Source organism: Mycolicibacterium sp. lyk4-40-TYG-92 (genome assembly GCF_030209435.1).
Taxonomy (GTDB): Bacteria; Actinomycetota; Actinomycetes; order Mycobacteriales; family Mycobacteriaceae; genus Mycobacterium.
The window spans coordinates 143,176-161,836 of the sequence record NZ_JARVRX010000007.1; the positions used below are offsets into that span (position 1 = coordinate 143,176).

General features: G+C 64.3%; 20 protein-coding genes and 1 tRNA gene. 11 read left to right on the forward strand and 10 right to left on the reverse strand.

The features are described 5' to 3' along the window. Positions 1 to 5 precede the first annotated feature (5 nt). The 3 genes from QRN63_RS12975 to QRN63_RS12985 all read right to left on the reverse strand — a co-directional run bounded on the left by QRN63_RS12975 (position 6) and on the right by QRN63_RS12985 (position 3,367). Complete coding sequence (locus QRN63_RS12975; RefSeq protein ID WP_285031148.1) at positions 6 to 1,364, reverse strand: hypothetical protein; 1,359 nt, start codon at positions 1,362 to 1,364, stop codon at positions 6 to 8. Positions 1,365 to 1,482: 118 nt separating this feature from the next. Further along, entirely contained in the window at positions 1,483 to 2,007 is a 525-nt protein-coding gene (locus tag QRN63_RS12980) for a YbhB/YbcL family Raf kinase inhibitor-like protein (protein ID WP_285031150.1), read from the reverse strand. A gap of 28 nt (positions 2,008 to 2,035) precedes the next feature. Beyond that, positions 2,036 to 3,367 (reverse strand): M20/M25/M40 family metallo-hydrolase, encoded by a 1,332-nt coding sequence (locus QRN63_RS12985; protein WP_285031152.1) that lies wholly within the window; start codon positions 3,365 to 3,367, stop codon positions 2,036 to 2,038. A gap of 74 nt (positions 3,368 to 3,441) precedes the next feature. On the opposite strand from QRN63_RS12985, the gene QRN63_RS12990 reads away from it, so the two are divergent. Further along, positions 3,442 to 3,527, forward strand: a tRNA-Leu gene (locus QRN63_RS12990). Between the two features lie 498 nt (positions 3,528 to 4,025). On the opposite strand, the gene QRN63_RS12995 is transcribed toward QRN63_RS12990, so the two are convergent. Then, positions 4,026 to 4,169 carry a hypothetical protein gene (locus QRN63_RS12995; protein ID WP_285031154.1) on the reverse strand — a complete coding sequence of 48 codons (144 nt, stop codon included), beginning with the start codon at positions 4,167 to 4,169 and terminating at the stop codon, positions 4,026 to 4,028. 468 nt (positions 4,170 to 4,637) lie between these two features. Here QRN63_RS12995 and QRN63_RS13000 point away from each other — a divergent pair, with 468 nt between their 5' ends. From QRN63_RS13000 to QRN63_RS13010, 3 genes are all read left to right on the forward strand, one after another. Next, positions 4,638 to 5,039, forward strand: coding sequence for a hypothetical protein (locus QRN63_RS13000; protein WP_267316760.1), 402 nt, complete (start codon positions 4,638 to 4,640; stop codon positions 5,037 to 5,039). A 287-nt stretch (positions 5,040 to 5,326) separates the two neighbouring features. Continuing rightward, entirely contained in the window at positions 5,327 to 5,824 is a 498-nt protein-coding gene (locus QRN63_RS13005) for a hypothetical protein (protein WP_267316759.1), read from the forward strand. Positions 5,825 to 5,963: 139 nt separating this feature from the next. Then, positions 5,964 to 7,727, forward strand: coding sequence for a restriction endonuclease (locus tag QRN63_RS13010; RefSeq protein ID WP_267316758.1), 1,764 nt, complete (start codon positions 5,964 to 5,966; stop codon positions 7,725 to 7,727). Positions 7,728 to 8,121: 394 nt separating this feature from the next. Here the strand turns inward: QRN63_RS13010 and QRN63_RS13015 are convergent, their stop codons facing one another. The 4 genes from QRN63_RS13015 to QRN63_RS13030 all read right to left on the reverse strand — a co-directional run bounded on the left by QRN63_RS13015 (position 8,122) and on the right by QRN63_RS13030 (position 11,405). After that, positions 8,122 to 9,573 carry an LLM class flavin-dependent oxidoreductase gene (locus tag QRN63_RS13015; protein ID WP_285031157.1) on the reverse strand — a complete coding sequence of 484 codons (1,452 nt, stop codon included), beginning with the start codon at positions 9,571 to 9,573 and terminating at the stop codon, positions 8,122 to 8,124. 91 nt (positions 9,574 to 9,664) lie between these two features. Beyond that, positions 9,665 to 10,402, reverse strand: coding sequence for an SDR family oxidoreductase (locus QRN63_RS13020; protein ID WP_267316756.1), 738 nt, complete (start codon positions 10,400 to 10,402; stop codon positions 9,665 to 9,667). Between the two features lie 110 nt (positions 10,403 to 10,512). After that, positions 10,513 to 10,971: a hypothetical protein gene (locus tag QRN63_RS13025; RefSeq protein ID WP_267316755.1), complete on the reverse strand. Its 459-nt coding sequence runs from the start codon at positions 10,969 to 10,971 to the stop codon at positions 10,513 to 10,515. Between the two features lie 5 nt (positions 10,972 to 10,976). Next, a complete protein-coding gene (locus QRN63_RS13030; RefSeq protein WP_285031160.1) occupies positions 10,977 to 11,405 on the reverse strand; it encodes a DUF6636 domain-containing protein in 429 nt (142 codons plus the stop codon). 241 nt (positions 11,406 to 11,646) lie between these two features. Here QRN63_RS13030 and QRN63_RS13035 point away from each other — a divergent pair, with 241 nt between their 5' ends. From QRN63_RS13035 to QRN63_RS13050, 4 genes are all read left to right on the forward strand, one after another. Further along, positions 11,647 to 12,987: an FAD-dependent oxidoreductase gene (locus tag QRN63_RS13035; RefSeq protein WP_285031162.1), complete on the forward strand. Its 1,341-nt coding sequence runs from the start codon at positions 11,647 to 11,649 to the stop codon at positions 12,985 to 12,987. Positions 12,988 to 13,052: 65 nt separating this feature from the next. Next, positions 13,053 to 13,634, forward strand: a complete 582-nt coding sequence (locus QRN63_RS13040; RefSeq protein WP_285031164.1) for a TetR/AcrR family transcriptional regulator — start codon at positions 13,053 to 13,055, stop codon at positions 13,632 to 13,634. Positions 13,635 to 13,663: 29 nt separating this feature from the next. Beyond that, positions 13,664 to 15,058 carry a glycoside hydrolase family 1 protein gene (locus tag QRN63_RS13045; RefSeq protein ID WP_285031166.1) on the forward strand — a complete coding sequence of 465 codons (1,395 nt, stop codon included), beginning with the start codon at positions 13,664 to 13,666 and terminating at the stop codon, positions 15,056 to 15,058. A 74-nt stretch (positions 15,059 to 15,132) separates the two neighbouring features. Beyond that, positions 15,133 to 15,486 carry a heme-binding protein gene (locus QRN63_RS13050; protein ID WP_285031168.1) on the forward strand — a complete coding sequence of 118 codons (354 nt, stop codon included), beginning with the start codon at positions 15,133 to 15,135 and terminating at the stop codon, positions 15,484 to 15,486. Positions 15,487 to 15,511: 25 nt separating this feature from the next. Here QRN63_RS13050 and QRN63_RS13055 read toward each other — a convergent pair whose 3' ends face one another. Then, on the reverse strand, positions 15,512 to 16,030 hold the full coding sequence (locus tag QRN63_RS13055; RefSeq protein ID WP_285031169.1) for a PaaI family thioesterase: 519 nt from the start codon (positions 16,028 to 16,030) through the stop codon (positions 15,512 to 15,514). Positions 16,031 to 16,044: 14 nt separating this feature from the next. After that, a complete protein-coding gene (locus QRN63_RS13060) occupies positions 16,045 to 16,932 on the reverse strand; it encodes a hypothetical protein (protein ID WP_285031171.1) in 888 nt (295 codons plus the stop codon). 112 nt (positions 16,933 to 17,044) lie between these two features. On the opposite strand from QRN63_RS13060, the gene QRN63_RS13065 reads away from it, so the two are divergent. The 3 genes from QRN63_RS13065 to QRN63_RS13075 are packed head-to-tail and all read left to right on the forward strand — an operon-like array spanning position 17,045 to position 18,659. Further along, a complete protein-coding gene (locus QRN63_RS13065; RefSeq protein ID WP_285031173.1) occupies positions 17,045 to 17,788 on the forward strand; it encodes a hypothetical protein in 744 nt (247 codons plus the stop codon). After that, complete coding sequence (locus QRN63_RS13070; protein ID WP_285031175.1) at positions 17,785 to 18,384, forward strand: cytochrome c oxidase subunit 3; 600 nt, start codon at positions 17,785 to 17,787, stop codon at positions 18,382 to 18,384. The genes QRN63_RS13065 and QRN63_RS13070 overlap by 4 nt, the downstream gene beginning before the upstream one ends. Beyond that, on the forward strand, positions 18,381 to 18,659 hold the full coding sequence (locus QRN63_RS13075; RefSeq protein ID WP_285031177.1) for a cytochrome C oxidase subunit IV family protein: 279 nt from the start codon (positions 18,381 to 18,383) through the stop codon (positions 18,657 to 18,659). Before QRN63_RS13070 ends, QRN63_RS13075 begins: the two co-directional genes overlap by 4 nt. Positions 18,660 to 18,661 lie beyond the last annotated feature (2 nt).

An 18,661-nucleotide genomic window follows, 5' to 3' on the forward strand; every position in this document is an offset into this window, starting at 1 on the left:
TCGGACTAGTAAACCGCCAGCGGCGTGACACCGAGTTCGGCCAAGGTCTGCTGCACGTGTTCGCGCAGCACGGCCTTGGTGTTCTCGGCGCCGACCTGATAGCCCACGATGCCCAGGGTGACCTTGGCGTTGTGGCGCAGGGCCGTCACCACCAGCAGGCCACCGACCTGCTCGATGTCCGCCTTCTTCACGTTCTGCTCGACACCCCAGCAGTTCACGAAATCGGCCTGGTGCGTCCCGTCGATGCGGCCGACCAGATCCGGCACGTCACCGACGTTCGAGCAGGTCACCGGTAGCTCACCGAGCACCATGGCCGCGGTATGGCGGACCGCCCGCCGCGGGATGAACGGCGTGAGCGGCAGTAGCTGGAAGGACTCGTCCGGCTGCTCCCGGGCACGGCGCAGTGCGGTGCGGATCTCGCCGCGCAGCTCAGTCAGGTCCGTCGTGGCCAACGCGGGGTCGACGGTGAACGTCGTGAACGTCATCGCGTTGGCCCTGGTGTCCTCGAAGGACGTGCGGTCATTGATCGCGACCATCAACGAGATGGCGCCGTCCCGCGCACGCTGGCGGCCCATCCGGACGCCCAGACGCGTGGCGAACGCCGTGACCAGCGAATAACCGTTACCGCCGAGCTCGGCGGCGCGCGCGTCGAAATGGCCGATGTCGACGTTGGCGGAGGCGAACGGCACGTACACGATTTCGTCGCCGCCCGTCGCATCCACGGTCGACGACGGCGTCGACTTCATCTCACCGCGGCGCTGGTAGGCCAGTTTGGCGGCGACGGCGACCGTGCGGCGCACCTCGGGCAGGTCCCGCAGCGTCTGGCGCAGGTCGGAACGGATCGCCTGCCAGCGGGTGCGCGAGCGCGGCGGGCCGTAACCGAGGTCGCGCTCGTTGCCCAGGACCGCGTCCATGAACGCGACGACCGATCCGGTGCCGTCGATCAGACAGTGCGACAGCACCATCGCGACCGCCGTCGAGCCGTCGGTGAAGTGCTGGACCCCCACATGCCACCCCGGCCCATGCTCCGGATCGATCGGGATGCGGGACCGCGCCTCCAGCCATTCGCTCAATTCCGAACGCGGACAGGCATTTTCGGCGATGTCGATCGGACGGGGAGCGCCCGTGGCGGCCACCCAGCGGTGCCGGCCGAACGGCACCGGAGATCGCTCGATGTACCGCGCCACCAACCCCTTGCCGAAATTCTCGTTGAACCGGCGCAAACCGTCGAGATCGACCGGGCCCTCGTAGAACCACAACGCCATGCCGACCTGGACGCGGCCACTGGCCCGGTAGGACAGGAACGTCGCCTGGTCGATGTAGTCGAGGCGGTCCTGATCCGTCGGCGCCGAGCGCTTACTCACCGAAGTGGATGTGGACAAAGCGGATGGCCCCCTCGCTTCAGGTTCGGCAAGCGTCGCTGCCCCGACCTCGGTCCGATAGTAGGTCGGGCGATGGGTGGCCGCGACCCCGGCGCGCGGCCTACTTCTGCTCGTAGGTGCCGTGGATGACGGCCCGGGCGATGGCCTGCATGAACAGGTTGAAGCCCAGGAACGCCGGGGTGGCGTCCTCGGGGATGTCGAGCTTCTCGACCGGCAGCGCGTGCACCGCGATGTAGTACCGGTGCGGGCCGTGACCGGCCGGCGGGGCGGCACCCAGGAAGCGCTTCAGGCTGGCGTCGTTGGTCAGGGTGATGGCACCACCGGGCAGCGGGTCGCCGTTGCCCGCGTCGGCGGCCAGCTCGGTCACGTCGGCCGGCAGGTTGGCGACGGCCCAGTGCCAGAAGCCCGATGCGGTCGGGGCGTCGGGGTCGTAGACCGTGACGGCGAAGCTGCGGGTCTCGGCCGGGAAGCCCGACCAGCTCAGCTGCGGCGAGACGTCTTCTCCCCCGGCGCCGAAGATGCCACTGACCTGAGCGTTGGCCAGCGGGCCGCCGTCGGTCAGCGACGTCGAGGTCAGCGTGAAGGTGGGCAGCTGCGGCAGGTTGTCATACGGCGAAGCGGTCATGATGTCCTTTCGATTGCGGGCAGAGCGATCAGCAGTGCGTCAGGAAGTGTTCGAGGACCTTGGCGCCGAACTGTAGTGCGTCCACGGGTACCCGTTCGTCGACCCCGTGGAACAGCGCGGCGAAATCCAGCTCGGGCGGCAGCCGCAACGGCGCGAAGCCGAAGCACCGGATACCCAGGCGGACAAACGCTTTCGCGTCGGTGCCGCCGGACATCATGTAGGGCACTGTGCGGGCGTCGGGGTCGACGGCCAGGATCGCGGCGTTCATCGCGTCGACGAGGTCGCCGTCGAAGGTGGTCTCCACGCTGGGCAGGTCCCGCTCCCAGGTGCGGGTGATGTTGGGGCCCAGCAGCGCGTCGAGTTCGCGTTCGAAGGCCTCCTTGCGGCCCGGCAGGACGCGGCAGTCGACCATGGCCTCAGCCGTGGCCGGGATGACGTTGGCCTTGTAGCCGGCCTTGAGCATGGTCGGGTTCGCGGTGTCCCGCAGGGTGGCGCCGACGATGCGCGCGATGCCACCCAGCTTGGCGATGCTGCCCTCCAGATCCGGAGAGGTGGGGTCGAGGTCGTAGCCGGTCTCCTCGGAAACCGCGGCCAGGAACTGCTCGACCGACTCACTGAGCACCAGCGGGAACTGGTGCCGGCCCAGTTTGGCGACGGCTTCGGCGATCTCGGTGACGGCGTTGTCGTCGTGCACCATCGAGCCGTGCCCGGCCCGGCCCCGGGCTGTCAGCCGCATCCACGACAGGCCCTTCTCGGCCGTCTCGATGAGGTACAGCCGGCGTTCGCCGCCCTCCTTGGTCGGCACGGTCAACGAGAAGCCGCCGACCTCGCCGATGGCCTCGGTGATGCCGTCGAACAGGTCGGGCCGATTGTCGACGAGCCACTGGCAGCCATACTTGCCGCCGTGCTCCTCGTCGGAGACGAAGGCGAAGACGAGGTCCCGGGGCGGGACGATGTCATTGCGTTTCAGGTGCCGCGCGACGGCGATCATCATGCCGCACATGTCCTTCATGTCGACCGCGCCGCGGCCCCACACGTAGCCGTCCTTCACCGCGCCGGAGAACGGGTGCACGCTCCAGTCGGCGGGCTCGGCGGGGACGACGTCGAGGTGGCCGTGGATCAGCAGGGCGCCGCGATCGGGGTCGGCGCCTTTGAGCCGTGCGAACACGTTGCCACGCCCGGGTGCCCCCGCCTCCACGTACTCGGTGGTGTAGCCCACCTCGCGCAGTTTCTCGGCCACCCAGCGGGCGCAGTCTTCCTCGCCTTTGGTGGTCTCCGGCTCGCCGGTATTGGACGTATCGAACCGGATGAGGGAGCTGACGAGGTCGACGACTTCGTCTTCGGGCGCAGTCACAGTCACATTCGTACCACCCTCGGTTTTGGACTGGGCACCTCGATCCGTTAGCCTAAGCTGCCCGGCCAGACGGCGGGCAGGTCCGAGTGGCGGAATGGCAGACGCGCTAGCTTGAGGTGCTAGTGCCCTATTAACGGGCGTGGGGGTTCAAGTCCCCCCTCGGACACACACATCACGGTTTGCGGTATCGCCGCAGCTATACCGCATTTTTCTGGCGACTATGGCATCAGTCCACGGGGCCTTTGGACACTGTCAGCGATCCTGGCGTCGTCGAGATTGGCCGCCACCGCGTCGAGGTCACTGTCGAACAGATCGGCGTAAATCCTCAATGTGATGCCCGGATCCTTTGGCCGAGCGTCCGCGACACCGCAAGTACATTCGCGGCCGTGCCGACACCAGCGATGCGCACGTATGGCGCGGTTCGCGCCGGGTGACCGTCTGCGCGCTCAACGCCCTGGTCGAACCAACCTGTCGAGTCATGGTTCGACCGCTTCAAGTACCCACCGCCCCGAGCAGGGAACAATACGTCGCCGGCCCGTTTCCCTTCACGCCTCGCGGCCAGCCGAGATGGCACCGAAGCTGAGGGCGGCACCATTCGCTTCTCCTTGCCCTTCGTGGTCCCGACCTCGAATTCTTGCCCGACGTGAACAACGTTGCGGTGCAACTAGATACGGTGCGCAGGAAACTCGACGTCGGCGACGGTCAACACGATGGACTCACCGCACCGCAGCCCGGTGAGTCGACGAGCAGCGGTCTGCGTGGCGACCGACTCCTCGGCCAACCGGCACATCCGCCGGGTAGTGTCCACTCGACGAATCACATCGAGGAGACGTCGGTGCCCCGCACCCCTATACGTTGCCCCGACGACACCTACGAATACCCGAACATAATCATGGACGGGAACAAGTGCTGCGCCAATCGTATCGCCGGATCGAGTCGTAATCAGCGCACAGCATCGGGCGACATCGCCGACACGTCCGTATGGAAGCGGCTCCGCAGGTTCGTCCTCAAGCGCGACGATCACTCATTCCAGGCCCGCCTCCCACCATCGGCACCAGGGCACCGACCGTCCCAGGCTGTACGCCAAGCCGCAACGAACGTCGACCACATCTTCAACGTCGCGGCCGGCGGCGCACCACTCGATCCGACTACACGCAGGCCATCTGCTCGCCTCCCGATGCCCGCAAGGCACAAGTCGAAAGCGCGCACCACGTGAACAGCCGGCATCGTGGAACCTCTAGCGCCCCAAGGCTGAATACCCGAGGATGACGAGGTGATGACACGCGAAGCAGGCGCAGAATCATCGGACGACTTCTCCGATGAGATCAAGGATCTAGCCGGCGCCGAGCAGGCGGCCGCAGCAATTGAAGTCTCGGAACCGGCAGGGGTCGCGTGGACGATTGCGGCGACGACAGTCATGAGCGAACTTAGTCCGAGTGATAAGGAAGACGTCCACGCTGTGATCGCTGGCCAGTTGGCCACGCTCGACGCTGACAACAATCGAACGCTGGGCGGCTCCCAGTACATGATCCTCGAGGTCAATGATCATGTACGACTCATCTACTCAAAGCGGAGTGGGCGCCCCGACAGCGACCAGCATCCCGGCTACTCGCTCCTCACCATCGCACGCAAACCTGGACAGATGTTCCGATTCACCGAGCAGGCCCTCGGCCACTGACCCCTGCTAGCAGGGGAGGCGGGAGTCCCCCACGAGGTGCGTTCTGATCCTATGGCATTCTGCCTGTACGGCCTGGGGAGTTTTGGCCCCGCCGGATATTTGTCGTGCGCAATGCCGACTGCCTGTGATCATCTGGAGTCATGGACAGACATCTCGTTCGGCTTGAGTTGACCTCGGCAGACGCGAACCGGCTCCGTAAATGGGCATCAGTATGGAGCGATCTGACCCACGTAAGGCAAGTCTTGTACGAGCGAGCTCAATTGTCGAGAAGCCCACAGAATGTATTCATGCTGCGGGCATTGTGGGAGTCTGCGATCGTCAGCTACGGGCGGATGGGCGCAAGCGACAAGCGCAAGGTCGACTTTCGCACCTTCGTCCGGGAAATTGGCGGCAGCGCGGCCGAACAGCTCCATGAGGAGCTCATGTTATGGCGCCATGAACATGTAGCTCATCGAACTGGTGCTCAGTTCGAGGATTCGGTGGTGGAGGTGTTCTTCGATGATCAGGACGTCAACCATCTAAATATAATGGTCTCGACTGCGATCGGTCCCGACGGCGATGGAGACCTCACTCGACGGTTTCTTGAACACATCGATAAGCTGCGCGATCACCTATGGGAAAAGTACATGGCACCGTGGGGAACGATCCTGGCTGAGCGAACTACTAGACCTGTAACACTGGCAGAATCGGCGGCGAATACAGAACCCCGCGATGACCGAATTGGGCTGAATCTGACGCTATGGGACCGAGTAAACGCGGCAGGATCTGCTATGACGAAAAACTGAGCACAGACCATCGCTTAATCGCAACTAACGCAATAATTCTCGCCGCCTCGCTACGGACATGCCGCGGCGTCGGCAATTATTCTGCACCTTAAGTAGTCAGTTCGTTTGCGGTCGCAGTAGCCGTAGGGAGGCGGTTTGCATGGCGCGTGTTGAATGGACTCGCACCTCGCCGGATGACGTCGAGGCCGTGGTCGGCATGTTGTTGTGTTCTCAATCGCCAAATGCTGTTCGCGTCCGCCCAAGCCAAGGCGACGGCGGCATCGACATCTTCATTCCGGGAGATGCGGGCTGGGGCAAGGAACGCGAGGTTTGGCAGGTGAAGCGGTATTGCACGAACCTGTCCAGCACCGAAAAACGCGCGATCAAACGCTCGTTCAGACGCGTCGTCGATACCGCCGAAGCAGAAGGTTGGCAGGTCACCGAATGGCATCTGATCATGCCGCTTGACCTGACAACACAGAACCTCGGCTGGCTGGACGACTACATCGGCGAGCGCGATTTCCCCTGCGAAACACACGGCCTGCTGCTGTGCGACACGCTCGCCGCCAGATACCCGAATATCATCGACTACTACCTACGCGACGGCAGAGAACGGCTCCAAGCGCACTTGGACAGTCTGACGAATGTGCTTTCAGGGCGGAAGAATCGCGGGTCCGGCGAGCCATTAGCGGCAGCAGATGTCTATTCGGATCTGACTTCAATCTACAAGGGTCTCAATGCCTGTGACCCCTTCTATAAGTACTGGTATCAGGTCTCGGACGAGCCGCCAGTGACCGAGAAAATGATGGGCGAGGAGAACCTGGTAGCTGCACACGCGCTGTGCCAGGACGAAGTGTGGGTAACTGTCAAGGTATTTGCCCGCATGCTCGCTGCCCACACCGAACGACCTGTCACGTGGAATCTTCAGTTCGCGATCCCTGAGGCCGACGAAGAGCTACGCGAGCAGTTCGAGAAGTTCGTCGACTACGGAGCGCCGATCACCATGCCGGCCGGAACCGTTACTGGCTCACTCGACCTGCCTGGCGGCTTAGGCGGCGACTTCGCCCGAGCAAGTATGGAGGTCATCACAGTGCCGCGAGATGACCAATCCGACGACGACGTACTGCTCATCGGAATCATCGCGCCCGACTCGGATGCGGTGCTCGCCAGCACACGAATGCGTCGCAACGAGTTCTCGTCGGGTCGGGTGGGGAACCGCACGGTACTGGCTGACGAGGCGAACCTCTTCACCGTCGAGATGCTGTTCAGGGACGGCGCAGTTTCTGGGTCAGTCGAATGCACGTTGAGCTTGGGGGTCAGCTACAAACTAGGCGGGCGACGACCTTCCGAAGTTGCCGACGGATTGAATGTATTGGCCAGCTTTCACGCGCCGAATCGCGTCGCATTCGGTAGCGCCTACGGGCCGCCAAATTTCAGCATCTTCGGTCCAATTCCGAATGAACTAACAGACGAGCGTGGTATGTGGGCACCGATATGCAAAGCACTCGCGCTAATTCAAGATCACACGACCGTACAACTCCGAATGCCGGAGGAGATGGAACGAGACGAAGCTCTCGGGATTCTCGACGCCGCAAAACTGCTTTCCGGCCAACCAACGACCGGAACGGCGGCAGGTCAGAGCACCATCACACACACCCCAGAATCCGAGATCATTCCACAGCTACACCGCACATCCGACTTCTTGCTTATCAAAGACCTAGAGATATCGCTCGGTGGCCAGGCAATCATCGTCGGCAAGCAGGCAGTCATCTATCGAGGGCGATATATCGAGATCGGTGATCAGAGATCCAAGATCGAGGTATCCGGCAATTACGTCTCCTTCGTCTACAGGGGCGAACTCGAAGTCGGACGTGTGCTGGCGCGCTACGTCGAACCCGACGCCTTGACCCCGGCGGCCGACTGACGTCGGGACAGCGCGTGGAGGCGAGTGCAGACCAGGTCCCGGCTTCAGGTGCTAACGAGACTCCTGCGACATCGCGGCAGTCGTCGTCAGGGCTGCATATGTGGAAGTCGCGAAGCGTCGCGTGCCACGAGTGGTCTCTGCATAATGAACACTCCAAAGTCATGGCATCGCCAGCTGTCGGGGTGCTGGTTATGGTCGGTGCTGCCGTTGAGATCCGTCCAGGAGCGGTAGGCGTCGGCGACATCAGGCGGAATCCGGCGGTCAACCAGTGTCAGCCCGGCCCACGTAGAAGTGCCCCGGCTGCTAGTGAAGCCCGATTAACAACATCGCCCGCCCGCCGGTACTGCCGCTGCCGCCGCAGTGACTATTCAGCCAGCTCACCTCGGCTGACCGCTCAGCGGCCGCGCGCCGGTTGCGCCGCGGTCGATGCCGACGACGACGGCAGCGTGGACGGACGATCGATGATCGTCGATGACGGCCCGCCGACCCGATATCGCGCACCACGGTGCTCCTGCGGTAGCCGGTCGCCATTACCGAGCAGCTTGTGCCGCAACGACCCCGGCTGGTAGTCCGCCTGGTACGCACCACGCTCGGTGAGCACGGGAACCACGTGCTCGATCACGTCGGCGAAGGAGCCGGGGGTGATTGCATAAGCGAGGTTGAAACCGTCGACATCGGTCTCCGCGACCCACTCCTGCAAGGTGTCGGATACCGCAGCGCCCGATCCGACGATCCGTGGACCCATACCGCCGATCTCGCCCCACTCGGCGATGTCGCGGACCGTCCACTCCCGGCCATCGGGGTCGGCCGACTGAAACGCCTTGACCGCGGACAGAATCGCATTCGAGTCGACATTGCCGATCGGCTCGTCCAACCCGTACCGGGCCAGATCCACACCCATCCACCCGGACATGAACACCAGCGCGCCTTCCGGGTCGCCGTAGGACAGCAACTCGCGATGCTTGGCGTGCGCCTCGGCATCGGTGGCCGCGGTGATCACCGTCGACAGATTGAAGATCTTGGCGGAGTACGGATCCCGGCCGGCCAGCTCCAGCTCCCGGCGAATGGTCGAAACCGTCTCGGCCAGAATGGCTTTGGTTGGCGCCGCGGTGAAGATCGCCTCGGCGTTCTCGGCGGCGAAGCGTACCCCGCGCGGGGAGGAACCAGCCTGGTAGATCACCGGGGTACGTTGCGGCGACGGCTCGGCGAGGTGCACTCCCGGCACGCTGAAATGCGTTCCGGAGTGTCCGATGTGGTGCACTTTGTCCGGTTCGGTGAACACGCCGCGCTCGCGGTCGCGGACCACCGCGTCGTCCTCCCAGGAGCCCTCCCACAACTTGTAGAGCACCTCGAGATATTCGTCAGCGTGGTCGTACCGGGCGTCGTGGGCCGGCTGGTCGGTCTGCCCCATGTTGCGCGCCGCCGCGGGCAGATAACCGGTGACCACATTCCAGCCGATCCGTCCCTTGGTCAGGTGATCCAGGGTCGATATCCGGCGCGCGAACGGATACGGGTGCTCGAACCCCGTGCCGGTGGTGATGCCGAATCCCAGATGCTCGGTCACCAGCGCCATCGCCGATACCAACAACAGCGGGTCGCCCACCGGAATCTGCGCGGCCTGCCGGATGGCGGCCTCGTCGCTGGCCCCGTAGACGTCGTACGTACCGAGCACATCGGCGATGAAGAGGCCGTCAAACCTGCCGCGCTCCAACAGCTTCGCCAGTTCGGTCCAGTACTCCAGGTCCTTGTAGCGCCAGGACTGATCCTCCGGATGCCGCCACAGCCCGGGTGACTGATGTGCGACACAGTTCATGTCGAAGGCGTTGAAGCGAATTTGTCGGGTCACTGCTCCACCGTGCCCACATCTCGCGTATCAGACACCGATTGCACTCAGCACGAACATTTTTCACCGATGTCAGCCGAGGTGGCGAACCACTTCAACGCAAGCTGTACCCGCCGTCGGGATAGATTGTGGAACCCGTCGTCGCGCCATTGAGGAACAGATGAACGACGGCGGCCGCGATCTCGTCCTCACGCGCCAATTTCCCGGTGGTCGAGGCTTCGACAAAATGGGCGAACGCCGCTTCCCGGACGGCCTGGGGCCGTTGGTTCCACAAATTGCCGTCCACGGTGCCGGGCGAGATGGCGTTCACCCGTACCGGCGCGAGTTCAACGGCCAAGCCGCGGGCCAGTCCCTCGATGGCGGCGTTGGCTGCGACGTAGGCGGGTGCCGCCCCGGCCGGCCGCACGCTGGCCGCCCCGGCCATCAGGACGACGGACGCATCGGCGGTCAGCACCGGCAGCGCGGCCTTGACGACGCGGTACTGGCCCCAGAACTTCGAGTCGAACGGCGACGCGGCGTCGGCCAATGAGAGTTCGCGCATCGATCCGGTGACGTAGGTGGCCGCGGTGGTGAATACGGCATCGACCGCGTCGAGCCGGGCGAACAGAGCGTCTATGGTGCGCTCGTCGGCGGTGTCGACGACCTGCCAGGTCGCCGCCGGGCCCAGGTCAGCGGCGGCCTTTTCGAGCGCACCCGCGCGGCGCCCGCCCAGCACCACCGCACCCCCAGCCGACACCACCAATCTGGCGACCGCGAAACCGATTCCGGACCCGCCGCCGACGAGGACGACCGTCCGATCCGCGAATGCGTCGCCGGCAAGGAAACTCTTCATGACTCCGACACAATCGTCCGCGTCCGGCACCGTCAATCGATTCGATCAGTCTGACTCGCTTGGGATGGTTCCGCGAAGTGACGGAACCTGTTGCCGATCAAGGTTGTTGGTCAGATGCCGTCGACGTAGTCGCCGGTGCAGATGTTGTAGTGCCCGGCCGGGTCGAACGTCTCGCCGTTGCCCGGGAAGTACCACTTCGCGGCCTGATACATCAGCTGGCCATTGCAGGTGCCGAGGTTGTAGGCCACGATCGTCGCCGGTTGCTTGATCGACTGCGCGACACTGGTGGCGCCCGGCGGTATCCCGTAGGACAGACCTCTTCCGATGGCCTGTTCGCCGCCCCAGGACGACCAGGTGATGTCCCAGATATCGCCCGTCGGGTCACCGCCGTTGAAGACCCGCACCGGCCGGACCGTTCCGTAGCCCCGCACGCTCGGGTTCCAGACGCCGCCGAGAGTCGGCTGCGGGTCGGCGGACGCCGGCGGTGCGCCGGTCGTCGAGCAGGCGGCCACGGCAATGGTGGTAGCAATCGCCGCAGCGAGTTGTGTCGCGATTTTCGTCGTTTTCATCGGAGTCAGCCCAACTGGTAGGTGTCGCGTGACACTCGGAAGAAGTGTCCGGTGCTGGAATCGGTGCACGTCATACCCGAAACTTCACTGTCGCAGGTGATGGCGCCCACGGTTCTCGTTTGTCCGTAGTCGAGAGTCGGTGCGCCGTCGGGAAATTCGTGATCCGAGTGCCAGTCGCCCCCGATGGGCGCGTGGCCCCAGTCGAGAATGAACCGGTTGCCCTTCCCGCCCACGGTGTAGTCCGCCGGGCGCGGGACGAACCACGTGTAGTCCTTGATCTCGCACATGGCACCGCCCGCACCCATCTTGCAGCCGACGTTCCCAGACGGGGACCGAAAGGCGTAGGTGTCGTCGGCGTGCGCGGTGGCCGCCAGGCCGATCGTTGCCGCGACGACCGCAGAAAGCTGCGTGGCGATCAGCGCCGGTTTCATCATCTTCGTGGCCTGCCTCTGTTCGGAAAGTGCTCATGGTGGGTGTCGACGGTTCGACGTCGGTCGCTCCCAAGGCTGCGGCCGACGCCTTGGTGATTTCTTGGCGCGCCGCCGGCCACGACTTTCGGACCTGAGACAAGTCGCTGCGCTGTGACGAGCGTCTCCGCCACCGCCCCGACGTAGGCCTTGCGGTACCTACGTACCAATTTAGGCTTGCCTTACCTAATTCAGAGGGAGGTGCTGGATGCGCGACATCCGGGTTGCAGTGATCGGGGCAGGTCCGGCCGGAATCTATGCGTCCGACATCCTGGTCGATGAATACCCGCAGGCCAGGGTCGATCTGTTCGATCGACTGCCGGCTCCGTACGGGCTGGTCCGGTACGGCGTGGCACCCGACCATCCCCGGATCAAGGAGATCATCAAGGCGCTACGCCGAGTGCTCTCCCGCGACGAGATCCGCTTCATCGGCAACGTGCATTACGGCACCGATCTGAAACTGTCCGATCTCCGCCGCTACTACGACGCGGTCGTCTTCTCCACCGGCGCACGCGCCGACCGCCCGCTGGACATCCCCGGCATCGAGCTGCCCGGCAGCTACGGCGCCGCCGACTTCGTGTCCTGGTACGACGGCCACCCCGACGTGCCGCGAACCTGGCCGTTGGAGGCCCGGAGTGTTGCGGTCCTTGGCGCGGGCAATGTGGCGCTCGACATCGCCCGGATGCTGGCCAAGCCTGCCGATGAGCAGCTGAGCACCGAGATCGCCGGCAATGTGTACCAAGGCCTTTCCCTGAATCAGGCCACCGATGTGCATGTGTTCGCGCGGCGCGGCCCGGCCCAGATCAAGTTCTCGCCGATGGAATTCCGCGAGTTGTCGCACTCCCCCAGCGTCGACGTGATCGTGCACCCGGAGGGCTTCGAGATCGACGAGGCCAGCCAGCAGGCCATCAACACCAGCAAGTCCACCAAGCTCGTCGTCAACACCATGATGCGCTACCTCGACGTCGAGCCCACCGGTGCGCCGCACCGCATCCATATTCATCTGTGCCAGTCGCCGGTTGCGGTGCTCGGCACCGACCGGGTCGAAGGATTGCGGACCGAACGCACAGAGCTGATCGGTGACGGAACCGCGCGGGGCACCGGAGAATTCACCGATTGGCCGGTGCAGGCCGTCTACCGCGCCGTCGGTTACCTCGCGTCGCACTTGGCCGACCTGCCATTCGACCACCACGCCGGTGTCGTGCCGCACGACGCCGGCCGGGTACTGGACCTCGATGGCGAGCTGATCGAAGGGACATACGTCACCGGCTGGATCAAACGCGGGCCCATCGGACTCATCGGGCACACCAAATCCGATGCGTCCGAGACGATCACCAGCCTGCTCGCGGACCTGCCCGGGCTCCGTGCGCCGGAGATCGGGGAAACCGATGCCATCCTGGAGCACCTGACCGGCAACGGCATCGACTACACGACGTGGGCGGAATGGAAGCGCCTCGACGCCCACGAGATCGCCCTTGGCGCACAGCAGGGCCGGGAGCGGGTCAAAGTGGTGCCCCGCGCGGACATGATCAGGGCCGGCCGACAGTAAGGGGTCGCACGCACGGAACGCCCCGACTCCGAACTTCCAACCGGAGTTGTCGTTAGCCTCACGTCATGCCAACTGTGGGTCGGTACGCCAAGGGCGAGGCGAAGCGCGCGGAGATCAAGGACGTCGCGCTCGCGGTGCTGGAACGCGACGGTGAGGCCGGGGCGTCGATGCGGGCGATCGCCAATGAGGCGAACATCAGCCTGGCGGGCTTGATGCACTACTTCCCCACACGCGACGCCCTGTTGACCGAGCTGCAGCGCGACGGCGACGCCAAATTCGAAGAGCGGTACCGCAATTCGGGCGTCGGCATCGACCCCGGCGAAGTCATGGCACAGGCAATGGCGGACAAGGCCGCGAAGCCGGGCTCGGGCACGGTTTATCTGTCCCTGGCCGCGGCCGCCGCGGTCGATCCGTCCCATCCGGCCGCGGAGTACCTGCGCCGGCGATACGAAGGGATGCGCGCGACCATCACCGAGTACGTGCGCCGGCAGCAGGCGGCCGGGGCCGTCCCTGCCCACATCGACGCCGAGTTCGCCGCGACCGCACTGATCGCCGCCGCCGACGGGATTCAGATCCAGTGGATGTCGGATCGCTCGATCGACATGGGCGCGCACGTGCGCGCGGTGTGGCGCGCGCTGCTCGCCTGACTCAAAACAGTGCAGTGTATGGTTTTTGTATGAAGTGGAACCGGGTCGCCGTGGCATCAGCCGTTGTCTTCTCCCTGGGCCTCTCCGCCTGCGCCGCGAAGCAGGATGTGAAGCAGGAACGGACGGACAGCAGTTCGTCGTGGAGCCGCAACTTCTACTGGGGTACCGCGACCGCCGGCTACCAGGTGGAAGGCGACGCGCCTGACAGCAATTGGCGCCGATACGTCGACCGGACGGCCGGCAAGCCCGTCGCACCCGGCGCCGACCCGTTGAACGCCGGCCCGGTGGACCCGTACAAGCAGGCCGACGACTTCCGGCACCGCTACAAGGAAGACATCGCCAACGCGCACGCCATGGGCGTCAACACTTTTCGCTTCGGTGTCGAGTGGTCGCGGGTGATGCCGCAGCCCGGCGTATGGGACGAAAAGGAGCTGGCCTACTACGACGACGTGGTCGCGACCCTGCTCGCCAACGGTATGACGCCGATGATCACGCTGATGCACTGGGTCTACCCCGGCTGGATCTCCGACCGCGGCGGCTTCCTCAACAACGTCGCGGCGTTCGAAGACTTCGCCAAGGCGATCACCAAACGCTACGCAGGACAGGGCGCGCTGTGGGTGAGCATCAACGAGCCGCTCGCCTTCGGCGCGATGGAAGTGCGCACCGGCGCCATCAAGCCCGACCAGTTCGGCATGTTCCTCGACCGGGTCGCCGACGCCCACCGCGCCGTGTACCGCGCCGCGCACGACGCCGATCCCAAGGCCAAGGTCACCACCAATGAGGCCTACATTCCGCCGGAAGTGTTGGCGCAGTTCGCCGGATTCGGTGTCAAGGGCATCGAGGGCTCGTTCTTCGACCGCGTCAGGGACAGCCTCGACTACCTCGGGTTCGACTACTACACGGGTACCGCCGAGGACAATCCGGCGTCGGCGCAGAGCATGGCGCAGCGCTGGAACATCAAACTGCAACCCGAGGACATCTACTACGTCGCGCGGCATTACGCCCAGCGGTATCCCGGCCTGCCCATCTATGTCGTCGAGAACGGCATGGTCACCGACAACGGCAAGCCGCGTTCCGATGGCGTGACGCGATCGCAGTACCTCAGCGACACCGTGTTCTGGCTGCAGCGCGCCAAGGCCGACGGCATCCCGATCATCGGCTACAACTACTGGTCTCTGGTCGACAACTACGAATGGGGCAGCTACCGGCCCCGCTTCGGCCTGTATTCGGTTGACGCCCTTGGTGATCCGTCACTGAAGCGGGTGCCGACCGACGGTGTGGCGACGTACACGCAGATCACGCGCGACGGTGGGACGCTGCCGGCATACCGGCCCGTGATCCCCGCAGCGCAGTGCTCGACGACCGTCGGCAAGGACAGCTGCGCGCCGCTGGACGTGAACGGGCCGACGGTCGCGCTGCGCTGAGTCAGGTCCCAACACGCGGGCCGAATTCCACGCAATGCGCCCGGGATCGCGGGGTTTCCAGCAGGATCAGCGGTATGAAACTAACTGCCATGCTCGCGCTCGCCGGGTTCGCCTCGATCACGATCGCCATCCCCAACGCCTCGGCGGCACCGTGTTCCGCGAGCGGGCTCGCCAGCACCGCGGGGACAGTCCTGTCCCAGGCCGGGGCCTACCTCGACGCCCATCCGGGCGCCAACGACGCCCTGACCAACGCGAGCTCGTCGGGAGACGCCGAAGGCGCCGTCCGGGCATACTTCACCGCTCACCCCGGCGAATTCTTCGACCTGAAGAACATCGCACGGCCCCTGACGACGCTGCGCGGTCAGTGCGGTGGCATGTCGGTCAGCCCCGCACAGATGTCCGCGCTGTTCGACGCGTTGTCGTCCTGAGCCGTGGCGGCAGGATGCTGCGCCGCTAGCGAGAAATGATCAGACAGCTCGTCGATGCCTGCGCGAGGAGACGGCCCGCGTCGTCGATGAGGTCTGCTTTGGCGGCAGCCGTACGCCTGCCCAAATGGGTTACCTGTCCGATGCAGCGGACCGGGCCGGCGTCTTGCTTTATCGCACGGTAGAAGCGGGTCTGGTTGTCAGTGGTCGTGGGCACCAGGCCCGTTTCGAGGCTGCTGTGCACGGCCATGGCCATAGCGGTGTCGGCGATGGTGCACACCATGCCGCCGTGAACCATGCCGATGACGTTGTAGTGCCACTCCTGCGGCTGGAATTGCAGAACGATCCGCCCCTCGGCAATTTCGACCAGTTCGATGCCGAGGGTCGAATTCATCGGCGACTCGATGCCCTGTTGGTGAAAGTAGGCAATCGTCTCGAGGCCGGATCGAGAACCTGGCCTGGTGAGGATCTGCGGGTCCGACCAACCGTATTCGCGCCGGCGTGTGCGGCCATCTGCCAGCGCCGGCGAATCAGAAGTCACGGTCATTGAATGCTCCATTGTCAACGCTCCTTCCAGGTCTTGAGTTGCGGTACGGCCTTGAGCTGGATGAGGAGCGCCGCGCGCACCAGTCGACGGACCATCCACACCACGGCCGTCGGCGGCTTCCGCTCCCCCACCGCAGCAAGGACGTGATCGGGTTCCAGCGACAAGATGACGGCACGGCCGACGGGATGTAGCGCGCGAGGCAACCACCGCTCGTTGAATTGGTTGATGAGCGATTCCGCACAGCGGTGCCCCTCGACCGAGAAGCCATACCACTGCGGGTCATGTTCGTAGTCGCGCAGCATCTGCTGCATACCGGTCCACGTATCGGGTATGCCCCGAATACGCATCTGCTCGCCGATCGCCCTCCAGTGGGCCACTTGGGCGGCCTTCTCGCTATCGGTGAAGACGTCCAGCCCGACGATCTGGAAGATCTCGTCAAAGCCCAACGTGAACAAGGCAATTCCGTGCAGGAATGCTTCATTTGGCATGGCGTAGGCCTTGCCATAGTGGTCGTGCATCCGTACGACTCGGGCAACTGATTCCCGAGTCGCCGCACTCGAAGCGCCATCGCGCATCCAGTGCGCAAACGGTTCTGCCGTGTCGACGGCGCGCCGGGTACCCCTACGGTGAATCTTGCCCTTCCCGGCCCGATCCACGGGAGCAGCCTCCTCGGGCCCACCCACCACACGGATGAAACCGACTGCGTACACAAGGTTTTTGACCACGTCGGCACCGACCGACGGCATTACTTTCGCCGGAATGCGATGCATGACCTCGGCCAGGTCGACAGCGGTGTCGGGTGTCTGCATGACGGCGACTATGACAGCGCGGCCAAAGGCACGAAAACGGCAAAATGCCCAAGAATCGGCTTCTGTTCTGTGCGTTGCGCCGTCGCTGGGCACCGCCTGTGCACCCTGCCTAGTTCTCGGCTCAACACTGGTCACTCGGCACCTATCCTCGTTACCCGGCCTGGTCCACGATGGCCACATCTACCGGATCAAAGGAGATGACGGGATGTCCACGACCACAAAGGAATCGGTTCGCGCAGCCGACTCCACGCGGACCCGGCGGTTGTTGAGGCTATGTGTGTGGGCCGGCGTCGTCTACACCGTTGCAGTAGGAGTCGCCGGTGCCGGGTTGGCGCGGTTCCTTCCCGCACCAGGTGAGAACTGGAACGCCCCGCAGATCGCGGAATTCTTCCGAGCCAATGAGATCGGCATGCGCGTCGGCATGGAGCTGGTGCTGATCGTCTACATGTTTTATGCGCTGTTCAGCCTCGCACTGGCGCGACTCATGACTCACATCGAAGGTCGCGGCGGATTCCTGGCACCCATCCAGCTGCTTGGCGGCGTCACCACGGCGATCATCACGATGCTGTGTTCGACCTTCTGGCTGACCGCCAGTTTCCGGTCCGCCGGCCGCGACGGCGAGATCATCCAGACGCTGAACGACCTTGGCTGGTTCTTCTTCGACGTGACGGTGATGGCAACCATCGTGCAATTGGTCGCGTTCGGCGCCGTCTGCCTCATCAACGACCAGCGACCCGTTCCGCTGTTCCCGCGGTGGCTCGGCTATCTGTCGATGTTCTTCGCCATGACGTTCCTCTCGGAATTCTTCATGCCGTCCTTCACCACCGGCCCGTTCGCGTGGCACGGCCTACTTTCGCTGTATGTCGCCCTGGGCACATTCCTGGTCTGGATCGGAATCGTCGCGTTCCACGCGTTGCGTGCCATCAAGACCATCACTTCACCGGCATGACCAACAGCGTTGCGCCATCGGCCGTCGTCGAAACCGCTACGCCGCCACGACGCATACCCGGAGAGGAAGGCCTGTGGGTCTTCATCTTCGGAGACATGACGATCTTCGCGCTGCTGTTCGGCGCATTCCTCGTCGCCCGCGGCGACGATCCATCGCTGTTCGTCGCCTCTCGTGAACATCTGAGTCTCGCGTTCGGGACCGCCAATACCTTGGTGCTGTTGACCAGTTCAGCGCTGATTGCGTTGTCTGCTCAGGCATTTCGCGCCAAGCGGGCCGCGGCCGCAGTCCAGATGATCGCCGGTGCCGAGTTGTGCGCCCTGCTGTTCGTCGCGTTCAAGGCCTTCGAATGGCATGATGTGCTGTCTGAGCAGCCGAACGCCGCCGGCAACCCGTTCTATGTCTACTACTTCGGGCTGACCGGCCTGCACCTACTGCATTTGATCGTTGGCAGCGTGGGTCTGATTCTCGTCGGCCGGTCCATGCGGCTACCAAACAAGAACAGCCGCTTCATCATCGAGGCCGGTAGCTGCTATTGGCACATGGTTGACTTGGTCTGGGTCGTCATCTTTCCTCTCGTCTACCTGGCGTCATCATGATCGCCCGGGTCAGCACCCGGTGGCTGCTCACGGTGTGGGGCGCCCTCGTCATCGCGACCTTGATTTCAGCAGCCCTTGGCGCCGAAGAAGGTGCCTCCTCAGTCGGTGTTCGCACCGGGACGGTCATCGCTCTCGCCGTCGCGTTCGTCAAGGCCCATCTCATCGGCATGCAATTCATGGAACTGCGGCATGCCGGCGACGGCTTGTCGCGCCTCTTCACCGTCTGGGTGCTGGTCGTCGCCATCACCATCATCGGTCTCTATCTGAAGGGATAACA

What these genes read in the sequence shown, in the direction of transcription:
- QRN63_RS12980 (WP_285031150.1), bottom strand. Translation starts at nt 2,007, where the DNA reads ATGACCGCTTCGCCGTATGACAACCTGCCGCAGCTGCCCACCTTCACG.
- QRN63_RS13000 (WP_267316760.1), top strand. Translation starts at nt 4,638, where the DNA reads ATGACACGCGAAGCAGGCGCAGAATCATCGGACGACTTCTCCGATGAG.
- QRN63_RS13005 (WP_267316759.1), top strand. Translation starts at nt 5,327, where the DNA reads ATGCTGCGGGCATTGTGGGAGTCTGCGATCGTCAGCTACGGGCGGATG.
- QRN63_RS13010 (WP_267316758.1), top strand. Translation starts at nt 5,964, where the DNA reads ATGGCGCGTGTTGAATGGACTCGCACCTCGCCGGATGACGTCGAGGCC.
- QRN63_RS13020 (WP_267316756.1), bottom strand. Translation starts at nt 10,402, where the DNA reads ATGAAGAGTTTCCTTGCCGGCGACGCATTCGCGGATCGGACGGTCGTC.
- QRN63_RS13025 (WP_267316755.1), bottom strand. Translation starts at nt 10,971, where the DNA reads ATGAAAACGACGAAAATCGCGACACAACTCGCTGCGGCGATTGCTACC.
- QRN63_RS13030 (WP_285031160.1), bottom strand. Translation starts at nt 11,405, where the DNA reads ATGATGAAACCGGCGCTGATCGCCACGCAGCTTTCTGCGGTCGTCGCG.
- QRN63_RS13035 (WP_285031162.1), top strand. Translation starts at nt 11,647, where the DNA reads ATGCGCGACATCCGGGTTGCAGTGATCGGGGCAGGTCCGGCCGGAATC.
- QRN63_RS13040 (WP_285031164.1), top strand. Translation starts at nt 13,053, where the DNA reads ATGCCAACTGTGGGTCGGTACGCCAAGGGCGAGGCGAAGCGCGCGGAG.
- QRN63_RS13045 (WP_285031166.1), top strand. Translation starts at nt 13,664, where the DNA reads ATGAAGTGGAACCGGGTCGCCGTGGCATCAGCCGTTGTCTTCTCCCTG.
- QRN63_RS13050 (WP_285031168.1), top strand. Translation starts at nt 15,133, where the DNA reads ATGAAACTAACTGCCATGCTCGCGCTCGCCGGGTTCGCCTCGATCACG.
- QRN63_RS13055 (WP_285031169.1), bottom strand. Translation starts at nt 16,030, where the DNA reads ATGACCGTGACTTCTGATTCGCCGGCGCTGGCAGATGGCCGCACACGC.
- QRN63_RS13065 (WP_285031173.1), top strand. Translation starts at nt 17,045, where the DNA reads ATGTCCACGACCACAAAGGAATCGGTTCGCGCAGCCGACTCCACGCGG.
- QRN63_RS13070 (WP_285031175.1), top strand. Translation starts at nt 17,785, where the DNA reads ATGACCAACAGCGTTGCGCCATCGGCCGTCGTCGAAACCGCTACGCCG.
- QRN63_RS13075 (WP_285031177.1), top strand. Translation starts at nt 18,381, where the DNA reads ATGATCGCCCGGGTCAGCACCCGGTGGCTGCTCACGGTGTGGGGCGCC.